Annotated in this window: 12 protein-coding genes; 11 read left to right on the top strand and 1 reads right to left on the bottom strand. The window is 61.1% G+C overall.

Going from position 1 to position 13,102, the window contains the following annotated elements:
* Positions 1-41: 41 nt before the first annotated feature.
* The 11 genes from GC425_RS00940 to GC425_RS00890 all read left to right on the top strand — a co-directional run bounded on the left by GC425_RS00940 (position 42) and on the right by GC425_RS00890 (position 12,143).
* A complete protein-coding gene (locus GC425_RS00940) occupies positions 42-923 on the top strand; it encodes an acyl-CoA thioesterase II (protein ID WP_187767966.1) in 882 nt (293 codons plus the stop codon).
* 40 nt (positions 924-963) lie between these two features.
* Positions 964-1,716: a YebC/PmpR family DNA-binding transcriptional regulator gene (locus GC425_RS00935; RefSeq protein ID WP_151841595.1), complete on the top strand. Its 753-nt coding sequence runs from the start codon at positions 964-966 to the stop codon at positions 1,714-1,716.
* Positions 1,717-1,846: 130 nt separating this feature from the next.
* Positions 1,847-2,344 (top strand): crossover junction endodeoxyribonuclease RuvC, encoded by a 498-nt coding sequence (gene ruvC / locus GC425_RS00930; RefSeq protein ID WP_370451967.1) that lies wholly within the window; start codon positions 1,847-1,849, stop codon positions 2,342-2,344.
* A 41-nt stretch (positions 2,345-2,385) separates the two neighbouring features.
* Positions 2,386-3,018 (top strand): Holliday junction branch migration protein RuvA, encoded by a 633-nt coding sequence (ruvA, locus tag GC425_RS00925; protein ID WP_151841593.1) that lies wholly within the window; start codon positions 2,386-2,388, stop codon positions 3,016-3,018.
* Positions 3,019-3,027: 9 nt separating this feature from the next.
* Positions 3,028-4,119: a Holliday junction branch migration DNA helicase RuvB gene (gene ruvB, locus GC425_RS00920; protein WP_151841592.1), complete on the top strand. Its 1,092-nt coding sequence runs from the start codon at positions 3,028-3,030 to the stop codon at positions 4,117-4,119.
* A 5-nt stretch (positions 4,120-4,124) separates the two neighbouring features.
* Positions 4,125-4,436, top strand: a complete 312-nt coding sequence (yajC, locus tag GC425_RS00915; protein ID WP_151841591.1) for a preprotein translocase subunit YajC — start codon at positions 4,125-4,127, stop codon at positions 4,434-4,436.
* 181 nt (positions 4,437-4,617) lie between these two features.
* Positions 4,618-6,384 carry a protein translocase subunit SecD gene (gene secD / locus GC425_RS00910; protein WP_225723506.1) on the top strand — a complete coding sequence of 589 codons (1,767 nt, stop codon included), beginning with the start codon at positions 4,618-4,620 and terminating at the stop codon, positions 6,382-6,384.
* Entirely contained in the window at positions 6,384-7,583 is a 1,200-nt protein-coding gene (secF, locus tag GC425_RS00905) for a protein translocase subunit SecF (protein ID WP_151841589.1), read from the top strand. The genes secD and secF overlap by 1 nt, the downstream gene beginning before the upstream one ends.
* 59 nt (positions 7,584-7,642) lie before the next feature.
* On the top strand, positions 7,643-9,241 hold the full coding sequence (locus GC425_RS00900) for an ABC transporter substrate-binding protein (protein ID WP_192930378.1): 1,599 nt from the start codon (positions 7,643-7,645) through the stop codon (positions 9,239-9,241).
* Positions 9,234-9,809, top strand: a complete 576-nt coding sequence (locus GC425_RS00895) for an adenine phosphoribosyltransferase (protein ID WP_231699708.1) — start codon at positions 9,234-9,236, stop codon at positions 9,807-9,809. Before GC425_RS00900 ends, GC425_RS00895 begins: the two co-directional genes overlap by 8 nt.
* A 60-nt stretch (positions 9,810-9,869) precedes the next feature.
* Positions 9,870-12,143 (top strand): bifunctional (p)ppGpp synthetase/guanosine-3',5'-bis(diphosphate) 3'-pyrophosphohydrolase, encoded by a 2,274-nt coding sequence (locus GC425_RS00890; RefSeq protein ID WP_151844124.1) that lies wholly within the window; start codon positions 9,870-9,872, stop codon positions 12,141-12,143.
* A 70-nt stretch (positions 12,144-12,213) separates the two neighbouring features.
* Here GC425_RS00890 and GC425_RS00885 read toward each other — a convergent pair whose 3' ends face one another.
* On the bottom strand, positions 12,214-13,101 hold the full coding sequence (locus tag GC425_RS00885) for a peptidylprolyl isomerase (RefSeq protein WP_151844125.1): 888 nt from the start codon (positions 13,099-13,101) through the stop codon (positions 12,214-12,216).
* Position 13,102 lies beyond the last annotated feature (1 nt).

The following is a 13,102-nucleotide window of genomic DNA, read 5'->3' as shown; positions in this document are numbered from 1 at the left end:
CACTGTTCGTGGACAAGGTCTGGAGTCAACAGGAGAGAGTTGTGACCGAAAAGCACTACCCCCGCATCAATGATGTGTTGGATCTGGAGGCTGTGGATAAGGATATCTTCCGCGGCCAAGTGATCCCCTCGCGTTTTCAACGCACCTTCGGAGGCCAGGTGGCAGCACAGTGCTTGGTCGCCGCGACCAAGACCGTAGGGCCAGAGCACGGAGTGCACTCGCTGCACGGTTACTTCGTGGGGCCGGGGCGTCCCGATATTCCCACCGTGTACCTCGTCGACCGCATCCGCGACGGCCGAAGCTTTGTGTCCCGCAGTGTGAAGGCCGTGCAAAATGGCAAGGCGATTTTTATCATGCAGGCCAGCTTCCACGTCCGCGATGACAATGGCCCGCAGCACTCCGACTTAATGCGCACCGTCCCGGATCCTGAATCCATTACCGTGGATCCGGAAGAGTTGAGCCCCATCCAGGTGGCGATGATGGACGAGTGGAAAGATTGGGATATCCGCATCGTTCCGCAGGATCAATTCGAGCACAACAAGTACACGCCCACCCAGCAGGTGGTGTGGTTCCGTTCGAAGTCCCGCCTTCCGGATGAGGACACAGTGCATGTCTGCACGTTGGCGTACATGTCCGACATGACGCTGCTGAGCTCCGCGCTGGTTCCTCACCGTCACGAGGGCGAGTTCCAGGAAGCAAGCTTGGATCACGCGATGTGGTTCTTGAGGCCGTTTAGGGCCGACGAGTGGCTGCTCTACGACCAGATTTCGCCGTCGGCACACGCGGGTCGCGCTCTGACCCACGGCCGCATCTTTAATCAGCGGGGCGACCTGGTGGCGATGGTGACGCAGGAGGGCTTGACGCGCTACCTGAATAAAGGGCAGGTGGGAGTTCCCATTACGCTGCTCGAGCAGTCCAACTGATAGATTAGTAAGCAATTAATTCCACGAATGAAAGAGGATCATGTCCGGTCACTCAAAATGGGCAACGACCAAGCACAAGAAGGCAGCAAATGATGCCAAGCGTGGCAAGGAGTTTGCCAAGCTCATTAAGAACATCGAAGTAGCTGCACGCACGGGCGGTGGAGACCCTGCTGCGAACCCCACGCTGCAGGATGCCATCACGAAGGCGAAGAAGTCGTCCGTGCCGAACGATAACATCGAGCGCGCTCGCAAGCGTGGCTCCGGTGAAGAGGCGGGCGGCGCTGACTGGGAAACCATCATGTACGAAGGCTATGGCCCGAATGGCGTGGCTTTGCTGATCGAATGCCTGACCGATAACCGCAACCGCGCGGCCACGGACGTGCGCACCGCGGTGAACAAGAACGGTGGCAACATGGCGGATCCTGGCTCGGTGAGCTACATGTTCACCCGCAAGGGCGTGGCGATCCTGGACAAGGGGGAGTACACCGAGGACGACATCCTTATGGCTGTTCTGGATGCGGGTGCCGAAGAGGTCACGGACTTGGGCGAGAAGTTCGAGATTGTGTGCGAAGCCGCTGATATGAACGCCGTGCGTGATGCGCTGAAGGACGCCGAGATCGATTACGACTCTCTGGAGCCTGACTTCCGCGCCTCCATGGAGGTTCCTGTGGATGCTGCCACGGCGAAGAAGGTGCTGCACATCATCGATGTTCTGGAAGATTCCGATGATGTCCAGAACGTGTTTAGCAACATGAACCTCAGCGACGAGGTTCTGGCGGAGCTGGACGCATAACAGTTCCACTCCATTTTTTGGAACACCCGTGCTATATTTGGGTGCGATGAACACTTCGAGTCAGCCGCACCCTCCTCCGCGCCAGCCCGCGGGCGCCCAGGCGCCCCACGCGCCGGTGAGCATTGCTGGGATGCGCGTGATGGGAATCGACCCCGGACTTACCCGCTGCGGCCTGTCTGTGGTGCAAGCAGGTACCGGACGCACCGTGCACCCCATCGCGGTGGGTGTGGTGCGTACGCCCGCGGAGGAGGATCTAGCTCGGCGCCTCCTACGTCTGTCCAATGCAGTGGAAGAGTGGATGGACGACTACAAGCCTGATGTGGTGGCGTTGGAACGTGTTTTCGAGCGCTCTAATGTGTCCACGGTCATGAACACCGCCCACGCTTCGGGGGTTCTCATGCTTGCCGCGGCTCGCCGCGGGGTGGAGGTGTACATGTACACGCCCTCAGAAGTGAAGAAGTCCGTGAGCGGCAACGGCCGCGCCGATAAAGCCCAGATGACGGCGATGGTGACACGCATTCTGGGCTTGTCCTCGCCACCGAAACCCGCCGACGCGGCCGACGCCCTCGCGCTGGCCGTGTGCCATTGCTGGCGCGCACCGATGCATGCGCTCATAAACGATCGTTGAGCCAGCATGCATAAGTCACACAACACATTAGGAGTTGCCTCATGATCGCTTCCCTGCGCGGCACCGTCATTGATAAAGGTCTGGACTTCGCCGTGATCGAGTGTCACGGCGTGGGCTACCTCTGTTCGGCCACGCCCGAGACGCTGGCTCACCTCTCACGCGGTGAGGAGGCGTTCGTGTACACCACCATGGTGGTCCGCGAGGACGCGCAACTCCTGTTCGCCTTTTCCACTACTGACCAGCGCACCATCTTCACGCTACTGCAGACCGTCAGCGGGGTTGCGGCTAAGACGGCGCTGGGCATCATGGCGGTGGTCACCCCCGATGAGCTGGTCCGCGCGATCCGGGAATCAGACCTGAAGACCCTTCAGCGCGCCAGCGGAGTGGGGAAGAAGCTCGCCGAACGCATGGTGCTGGAGCTGCGGGACAAAGTGGGCGCCATCGCTCCCGAGGCAGCGCCCCAGAGTGCAGCCGGGGATCCCCAGTTGCCGGTCGATGTCCACGAGTCCGTCCAGGCCCAGGTCACCGAGGCGCTGGTGGGGCTCGGATTTCCCGAATCCAAGGCCTCCGCGCAGGCACAGGCCAGCATCCAGGCGTTGGTGGAGGCAGGTGCAGATCAGGTGGACGCCTCGACGGTGCTGCGCCAAGCTCTGGCTACGATGGGCACGAAGTAGGGTAGAGCTATGGGTGACGTGGAACGGACAGAGTTTAAGCTCCCGGAGCAGGAACACGCTCCCTCCGGCGGTGGTGCGAACAGCATCAATCCCGACCTCAGTGCGGGCCCCATGCCCGGCGATGGCGATGTGGAAACCTCGCTGCGCCCACGCTCCTTGGGTGAGTTCATTGGCCAGCCCAAGGTCCGGGCGCAATTGGATTTGGTTCTCGGAGGTGCGCGCAGCCGAGGCTTAAGTCCCGATCACGTGCTACTGGCAGGCCCTCCGGGACTCGGCAAAACCACCATGGCCATGATCATCGCCCAAGAGCTGGGCAGCTCCTTAAGGATGACCTCCGGTCCGGCCCTGGAGCGTGCCGGGGACTTAGCGGCGATGCTCTCCAATCTGATGGAGGGTGACGTCCTGTTCATCGACGAGATCCACCGCATCGCCCGCCCCGCCGAAGAGATGCTGTACATGGCCATGGAGGATTTCCGCATTGATGTGATCGTCGGCAAGGGGCCGGGAGCCACCTCCATCCCTCTAGAAATCGCGCCATTTACGCTGGTGGGAGCCACCACACGCGCGGGCATGCTCACCGGACCATTGCGCGATCGCTTCGGTTTTACCGCGCAGATGGAGTTCTATGACGTCTCCGACCTCACCCAGGTCGTGACCCGTGCGGCCGGGATCTTGGGCGTCGATATTCATGACGACGCCGCCGCCGAAATCGCGTCACGGTCTCGTGGAACGCCACGTATTGCCAACCGCCTGTTGCGGCGCGTGCGCGATTTTGCCGACGTCAACGCCGACGGGCGCATCACGGTAGAGATCGCTCGGGCGGCCCTGCTGGTGTTTGACGTGGACGAGGCAGGGTTGGATCGGTTGGATAAGGCCGTCCTGGAGTCCCTCATCAAGGGGCACGGCGGCGGGCCGGTCGGTGTCAACGCCTTGGCTGTGGCGGTGGGCGAGGAGCCCTCAACGGTGGAAGAGGTCTGCGAGCCCTACCTTGTCCGGGCGGGAATGATCGCGCGCACCCCGCGCGGACGCGTCGCCACGGCGGCTGCGTGGAGGCATCTGGGACTCCAACCGCCAGACGATGCCCTGGGTATGGCAAACTAGCCAGCATGGATGCATTACTTATTATTCTGATCATCGCGGTCTTTTTGGGCCTCCCACTACTGCAAATCAGGAAGCAGAACAAGAGGGTCCGCGAGATCCGCGCCTTCCAGGCCACCCTCGCCGTGGGCGATGAAGTGAAAACATCCTCCGGAATTCACGGTGTTGTGTCTGCAGTGCATGAGGCTACCGTCGAGTTGGATATCGCACCGGGTGTCACCACCACGTGGGACAAGCTGGCGATCCTCGAAAAGGTGAACGACCCCCAACCTGAGGTGCTGGAACCGGGCACTGACACGGAAAACGGCAACCCATCGTAGATTTTGAGCTGAAAAGGTCTAAGATCTTAAAGGTTCACTTACTGACACACGCCTGCCGAGTGGCAGTGACGCACAATGCTATTGGAGATTCATCGTGGCTAAGACGACAAAGGGCGACAAGAGCCGTGCAACGTCTCAGCAAAAGAACCCGGCTAAGCACCTCACCCCCAACACCTTTGAGGTGTGGCCCAAGCGTGCGCTAGCCCTGTTCTTGCTGATTGCGATTGTTGTAACCGCGCTTATTGCCTTCACAGGCAATAAGTCATTTGCCCCCAAACTGGGTATTGATCTGCAGGGAGGAACCCGCGTGACGCTGGTTCCTCAAGGTGATCAGCCCACGCAGGATCAGCTGTCGCAGGCGCGATCGATCTTGGAAAACCGCGTCAACGGCATGGGCGTGTCCGGCGCCGAAGTGGTGACCGACGGTAACAACCTGGTGATTAGCGTTCCCGGTGAGGACGCCGGCGAGGCTCGTACCTTGGGCAAGACCTCCAAGCTGAGCTTCCGGGCTGTGTCCCAACCAACCCCGCCCAGCCAGAACTTCCCCCGCGTGTTGGAGGACATGGCGAACCGCTGGGTGGAAAACGGAATCCTGACTCCTGAGGAGGCCAACGCCAAGTTGGCCCAATTCCTGCCGAACTTGGGCAAGTTGGGTATCCAAAATCCTCCCAAGGAGATGAAGGTCACGGAAAAGGCTCCCGCTGAGCCCAAGACGGACAAGGACAAGGATGCGCTGCGCGAGAAGCAGGTGCAGGTGTCCTTAAAGGATCGCCAGTCCGCAGACGCGGATGTTCAGCAGGCCGCCGCGGTATTGCTGCCATGTGACGGGCTAGATCCACTGTCCGGAGCTGATGACCTCTCCAAGCCTCTTGTGGCCTGCTCCAAGTTGGGCGCCCTGATTCTGGAGCCAGCCCCACTGCTGAAGGGGGAGACTGACGAGGAGCACGGTCGCCGCCTGGATGGTTCGATGATCGACACCAATTCTCAGATCACCGGTGGCCTGGATACACGGAGCCAGCAGATGGCGATCACCTTCCGCTTCAAGACCGGTGACGCCACCCCCGGTGGTGAAACCTGGTATGCCCTGGGCCGTGAGCAGCTACAGAAGCAGGTTGCCATCGTGTTGGACTCCGAGGTGATCTCCGCGCCACGCATCCAGTCGCCCACGCCTCCGGGTGAGACCTCCCAGATCACGGGTGACTTCCCAGAGCAAGAGGCAGTCGATATTGCCAACAACCTGAAGTACGGTGCTCTGCCCCTGAGCTTCACCGGAGAAAACGGCGAGCAGGGTGGAACTACTCAGACGATCTCGCCCACGCTGGGTGATGCGTCTCTGAAGGCTGGTCTGATCGCAGGCCTCATCGGCCTGGTGCTCGTATCCCTGTACGCCCTGGCGTACTACCGCGGCTTGGGCTTTGTGGCGATCGTGTCTCTGGTCGCCGCGTTTGCCCTGATCTACGGCTTCATCGTTCTGCTGGGCCGCTGGATTGGCTACAGCTTGGACTTGGCCGGTATCGCTGGTTTGATTATCGGTATCGGAACCACGGCGGACTCCTTCGTGATCTACTTCGAACGCATTAAGGATGAGATCAGGCAGGGCGCCACCTTCCGTTCCGCGGTGCCTCGTGCATGGACGCGCGCCCGCTCCACGATCATCACGGGTAACTTCGTGTCCCTGATCGCCGCGGTGATCCTGTACTTCCTGGCCATCGGCCAAGTGAAGGGATTCGCCTTTACGCTGGGTCTCACCACCTTCTTCGACGTGGTGATCGCGTTCCTGGTGTCCGCCCCACTGGTGATTCTGCTGTCGAAGAAACCGTTCTTCGCAAACCCGAAGGTCAACGGTCTGGGTTCTGCTTTCCGCGCCGCCGAGCGTGAGGCGCAGCGCGCTGCAGTTGCCGGAGCGACGGACACCACTGCACACACCGAGCGAAAGGACTCCGAGTAATGACTACTTCGGCTGATACTCAGAAGCTCGGCTTCTGGAACAAGGTCTACAACGGCGACGGCGATTTTCAGATTGTTCCTCATCGCAAGCGTTGGTTTACGGTGATGGGCCTGCTGTTCGTGTTCTGCGTTGCCGTCATCGGCATCCGTGGCTTCTCCCTCGGCATCGACTTTGAGGGCGGCACCCGAATCTCCATCCCACCATCAGCCACTGCCACGGAGGATCGCGTCGCGGAAGTCTTCCAGGAGGCCACCGGCATCGCGCCTCAGTCCACCACCACGGTGGGTTCCGGTAATGCGCAGGCCATTGAGGTAACCTCCGAGTTGCTCAACGAATCCCAGATTCGCCAGGTTCGTTCGGCGCTGTTTGAGGAGTTCAAGCCGACCGACGCCACCGGCCAGGAGAACCAGGACGTGATCAGTGACTCCACCGTCTCTGAATCGTGGGGTTCCTCCATCACCAAGAAGATGGTTATCGCCCTGGGCGTGTTCCTGCTGGCGGTGTTCCTCTACATTGCGCTGCGGCTTGAGCGCGACATGGCTCTGGCTGCGATCATCTGTCTGATCATGGACATGACCGTGGTCGCCGGCATCTATGCCCTGATCGGCTTCGAGGTTTCCCCAGCAACGGTGATTGGTCTGCTGACCATCCTGGCGTACTCGCTGTACGACACGGTGGTGGTCTTCGACAAGGTCCAGGAGAACACCACCGGGCTGTTCAACAGCAGGCGCTCCACGTACGAGGAGCAGGTGAACCTTGCGGTGAACCAGACCATCATGCGTTCGCTGAACACCTCCATCTTCTCCCTGGTTCCCATCGCTTCTCTGCTGATTGTGGCCGTCTACATTCTGGGCGTGGGTACCCTCAAGGACTTGGCACTGGTGCAGTTCTTCGGAGTGATCGCCGGTACCTTCAGCTCGATCTTCTTCGCCGCCGGCCTGCTGGTGTTCTTCAAGATGCGCTCGGCGAAGTACCGGAACCACGCGCAGAAGGTGCTTGAGGCACGTGCGCAGCGCGAAGACTCTCCAGCAACTGACGCAACATCCACGGAAGCAGTTCAGCAGTCGGCCGCACCCCAGGGCCGTCGAAGCGTCCAGACGCCAACGTCGCGCCCCGTGGCAACCGACGAGCATACCGACGCCGCCGGCGATCACGAGGCACTGCCAGGCGACGGAAAAACCTGGCGCCCAGGGATGTAAACCGTACAGAATCTGAACAGCTCACTCGCACAGGTCACACGGGAGGAATCATGACAACGGTGAAGAGATTCACTGCACACGCCGCACGAGTCGCAACAGCCGTGGTGGGAGGTGTGGTGATCGCCTCCGCGGGCCTGGCGGCGTGCTCCTCCGGTGATGAGGACTCGGCCCGCCTGGAGAGCTTGGGCTACGTGGTTCCGAACCCCATCATGACCACGAATGCGGGCACCTCGCTCGGTGTGGCCACGGACGCCGCCAAAGTGTCCGCCCGGCTCTATCCTGGCGCATCCATCGCCGGCCCGGAGGGCCAGCTGCTGCCCAACCCCGATATCGTGACCGCCACGCGCGCCGCCGATGATCCCCGCCGCGTGGACTACGTCATTAACGACAAGGCAGAGTATTCCGACGGCCAGCCCGTGGTGTGCGATGATTTCCTGCTCACCCAGGCCGCAAGCAGCGACCCCGCGCTCTTCGGATCGGATCTTCCGCTGTTCTACCAGGTAGAAAACATTGATTGCGCGCCCGGCAATAAGCAGTTCGCGGTCCACTTCAAGGAGGGCTTCGGCAACCGCTACATGGAGCTGTTCTCTGCGGGAACGGTCATGCCGGCTCACATCGTCGCCGAGAAGGCGGAGGTGGCTGATGTAGTGAGCGCTGTGGCGTCGGAGGATCAGGAGGCGAAGACCCGCATCGCCCAAGCATGGCAGGATACGTTTAACGTCACCCGCACGGACCCAGCGAGCGTGCCGACGTCCGGGCCCTACAGCGTGGCTGAGAGGGGAGAGGACGGGCACCTGAAGCTAGTGGCGAATCCGCACTACGCCGGTCCCGCGCCCGTGCAGGATCCGCTGTATGTCTACCCGAGCACCGTGGACGTGAAAAAACTGGCAGAAGACCGCGCGCTAGGCGTGGCGGATCTGGACACGGACGTTCACCCGCAAGACGTAGGCCTGGATGGCGACGACTGGGTGGTACAGACCCCAACCTCGGAACGCGTGGATACGCTGCGACTCAGCGGCATTAACCAGCTGGAGAGCGAGGAGGCGCGCCGCGCGTTCGGGGAATGCGTGGATCGGGCCCGCATCGCCGCAGACGTGAAGAAGGCCACGGGCATGGACGTGCAACCCACGGGCCTGCGCGTGGTGCCCCCAACACACGCGCTCGCTCCGCAGCTGCAGCCCACCAACGACGCCGCCATGGCCGTGAACCTCGACAGCGCCCGTGAGCACCTGGGCGGCCAGCAAATCCGCATCGGCTACCTTGATTCCACGCCGCGCTACAAGACCATTGTGGAGAGCATCCAGGCTAGCTGCGCAGACGCGGGAATTGAGGTGCAACCCACCGCGCTCAGCGCCGATAGCTACGGCACGCTGGGGCAGGACTACGACGTGCTGCTGGATACGCGCGGCTCCTTCGGCCGCAATTCCTCCGAAAACACCAACGTGTTCTCCCGCCTGGAGGCCATCCGCGCCTCCGAGGAGAACCTTCAGCGGGACTCCATGACCATCCCCCTGACCACCGAGCCACGCCAGATTGCCGTGGAACACCATGTGGATTATGTCACCGATAATGGATCCGACGCCGGCCTGGCATGGAATATGGATCGCTGGACCGAACAGGATCATCCTGTGGAGAGCACGGAGGATCACCATGAATAACGCGATGCTGTCCTCCCTGCACCAGGCGCAGGGGGCGTTAAGGGATCTCACGCGGATTGTCCACGATTTTCCCTCCGAGGGAATCGTGTTCGAGGATCTCACGCCCGTGTTGGCTGACCCGGAGGCTTACCGGGCCATCGTGCGCGTGCTGGCGGAGTTCGCCCGCAGCCAGAACATCGACCTGATTGGCGGTTTGGATGCCCGGGGGTTCCTGCTGGGCAGCGCGGTAGCCTACGAGCTGGGCGTGGGTGTGTTGGCGATCCGCAAGGGAGGCAAACTACCCCCACCGGTGCATACCATCAGCTACGACCTGGAGTACGGCTCCGCGCAGTTGGAGATTCCTAGCTCGGGCATTGATCTGCGCGGCAAGCGGGTGCTGCTGGTGGACGACGTGTTGGCGACCGGTGGGACCCTGCATGCCTCCCGCGAGTTGCTGGAGCAGGCGGGGGCCCAAGTGGCGGGCCTGGCCGTTGTACTCGAGGTGGATGGATTGCACGGGCGGGAGAGACTCTCCGATGTTCCGTTGTTCGTTTTGAACACTCACGAAGTATCATCAGGGGATACATAGACGTACCCCGCGACATGTGGGATTGCAGCTGACGGGCTAGAGAAGAGACGGTCACACATCATGAGCAACGAAAAGGGTTCCCTGTGGATGGCGTCGCGTATCGCGCGCAGTCTGACAGGAAGCAGCAAGCAGAAGATCAACCCTGTGATCAGCCCCTTGTTGACCGTGCACAGGCGATTCCATCCGAAAGCTGACCCGGAGATTTTGAATCGTGCCTATGCGACGGCCGAGCGGTTGCATGAGGGGGTGCAGCGGAAATCCGGCGAGCCGTACATCACCCATCCTCTGGCTGTGGCCACCATCGCCGCGGAAATCGGCATGGACACCACCACGCTGGTGGCGGCTCTTCTTCACGACACGGTGGAGGATACCGACTACTCCCTGGATGACCTGACCCGGGACTTCGGTGAGGAAGTGGCGCGCCTGGTGGACGGCGTGACGAAGTTGGACAAGATGGTCCTGGGGTCCGCGGCAGAGGCGGAGACCATTCGCAAGATGATCGTGGCCATGGCCAACGACCCGCGCGTGCTTGTCATCAAGGTCGCAGACCGCCTGCACAACATGCGGACCATGCGCTTCTTGAAGCCGGAAAAGCAGGCAAAGAAGGCAGAGCAGACCCTTGAGGTGATTGCACCGCTGGCCCATCGCCTGGGTATGGCGACGGTGAAGTGGGAGCTGGAGGACCTATCCTTCGCGATCCTGTACCCGAAGAAGTATGAAGAGATCGTCCGGCTGGTGGCCGATCGCGCGCCGAAGCGCGACCAGTACATCCTGAAGGTGAAGTCCGAGATTGAAAGCACCATGAAGCGCTCGGGCGTGGTGGCCGAGGTGGTGGGGCGGCCGAAGCACTACTGGTCGATCTACCAGAAGATGATTGTCCGCGGCCGGGACTTCGACGAGATTTTCGACCTGGTGGGTATCCGCATCCTGGTGGACTCTGTCCAGGACTGCTATGCGGCCGTGGGCGTGATCCACAGCGTGTACCAGCCCATGCCGGGCCGATTCAAGGACTACATCAGCCAGCCTCGCTTCGGCGTGTATCAGTCCTTGCACACCACGGTCATTGGCCCGGACGCCAAGCCGCTGGAAATCCAGATCCGCACCCACGACATGCACCACAATGCGGAGTTCGGCATTGCCGCGCACTGGCGGTACAAGGAGACGAAGGGTAGTCACAAGGGCGATAGCGCCGAGGTGGATCAGATGGCGTGGATGCGCCAGCTTCTGGATTGGCAGAAGGAAGCCGCTGATCCGAATGAGTTCCTGGATTCCCTGCGCTATGACTTGTCCACCAATCAGATTTTTGTCTTCACTCCCAAGGGCGATGCGATCACCTTGCCGAACGGTTCCACCCCGGTGGATTTTGCCTACAGCGTGCACACCGAGATCGGGCACCGCTGTATTGGTGCCAAGGTCAACGGAAAGTTGGTGGCGCTGGAATCCAAGCTGAAGACGGGCGACAAGGTCGAGATCTTTACCTCGAAGGATAAGGACGCCGGGCCGTCGAAAGACTGGGCCAAGTTCGTGGGCTCGCCGAGGGCGCGGGCGAAGATTCGCCAGTGGTTCGCCAAGGAGCAGCGTGAAGAGGCTGCCGAAAAGGGCCGCGACTACCTCGCCGCTGAGGTACAGCGAGGAGGGTTGCGCCTGCAGAGGCTCATGACTCCGTCGACCATGCGGGCAATTGCCTCCGAGCTGCGTTACCCAGACATTGAGGCGCTCTACACGGCCATTGGACGCAACGAAGTCTCGGCCGAGCACGTCTGCAAAAGCATCATCGAGATGTTCGCCGACGAAGACGAGAACGAGGTCGAGGTATTCCAGCCACCGCAGGCGATGCCGTCGAAGAACTCGAACACGCCGCAAGAAGGACGCGGCGACGGCTCGGGAATCCTGGTGCAGGGACAGTCGGACTTCTCCGCCAAGCTGGCGAAGTGCTGCACTCCCGTTCCCGGAGATCAGATCTTCGGCTTTATCACCAAGGGCGGTGGCATTTCGGTGCACAGAACGGACTGCACCAACTCGGACAAACTGCACTTGGAGCCCGAGCGCATTATCGAGGTGTCCTGGGCAAGCACGTTCCACAACGCGGTGTTCACTGTCACGATTCAAATCGAGGGCCTCGATCACAACGGTCTGTTGGCTGAGGTCACACGCGTGGTGACGGAGCAGAAGCTGCCGATTGTGGCCACGAACTCTCACACCTCGCCCGATCGCGTGGCGATGATTCGCTTTACCTTCGAGGTATCAGACACCAAGCAGCTGGGTTATACGATGAACCAGTTGCGCAACGTAGAAGGCGTGTTTGACGTCTACCGCCTGACGTCCGGGGGATAGGACACGAACAAAAGCCGGCGCGGAGTGCGCCGGCTTTTAGTGTTGCTGCAGGATCTGTGGTGCTGGGATTCTAGGAGTTCAGGGTTGCGGACTCGATCCTCACCTCAGGCTCGGGAGCACCATCAGCGCCCTCCTTGACCTTGGTGTCCATGATCTTGTCCAGCGTTGCCAGGCCTTCCTCCGAGATGGTTCCGAAGACGTTGTACTTCGGCGGCAAGGTGGTGTCCTGCGTCACCAGGAAGAACTGGGAGCCGTTGGTGTTCTCACCAGAGTTGGCCATGGCCAGGGTTCCACGCTTGTACGTGACAGGGGAGTTCAGGGCATCGGGCTTCACGCCATTGGTGGGGAACTCATCGTTGAAGGAGTAGCCAGGGCCGCCGGTACCGGTAGCGGATGGATCACCACACTGCAGGATGGCCATGTTCGGACTCTTCACTGCGCGGTGGCAAACCGTGTCGTTGTAGAACTTCTCCTTCACCAGGTGTGCGAAGGAATGCGTGGTGCACGGAGACTGGGAATTGTCCAGGGTGATGTTCACATCGCCATCAGAAGTGGACAGGGTGACGCTCTGGGTCCCCGTCGCAGGAACGTTCTCACCCTCAGGGCGGGAGACCTCCTTCGCAGCCTTCTCACCCGCGACGTACTCACAGGTCACGCTGTCTCCATACGGCTCCAGCGGACCCGACGGCATCGCCGCGGTCTTGACCTCCGGCTCGGTGGTGGTGGGGGAGGTGGACGAAGACTGTGCCGTAGCGTCCTCATCGTTGCTGCCTTGATATGTAGCGGCGAACCAGATGCCGCCAACAATCAGGGCCAACACAGCGACCGTGGCGAACACCACCAGCAGGGGCGCGGTTTTCGCCTGGCGCTCGCGGGACTTGATGGCCTTACTCAGCTCGGTGAGTGCCTCATCCTGACGGCGTTCGTGAGGAAGAGAGTTCTTGTCGTTGTCAGACACG

Source organism: Corynebacterium sp. zg254 (assembly GCF_024701495.1).
GTDB lineage: Bacteria > Actinomycetota > Actinomycetes > Mycobacteriales > Mycobacteriaceae > Corynebacterium > Corynebacterium zhongnanshanii.
This window is presented reverse-complemented; position numbering and strand designations above follow the sequence as displayed.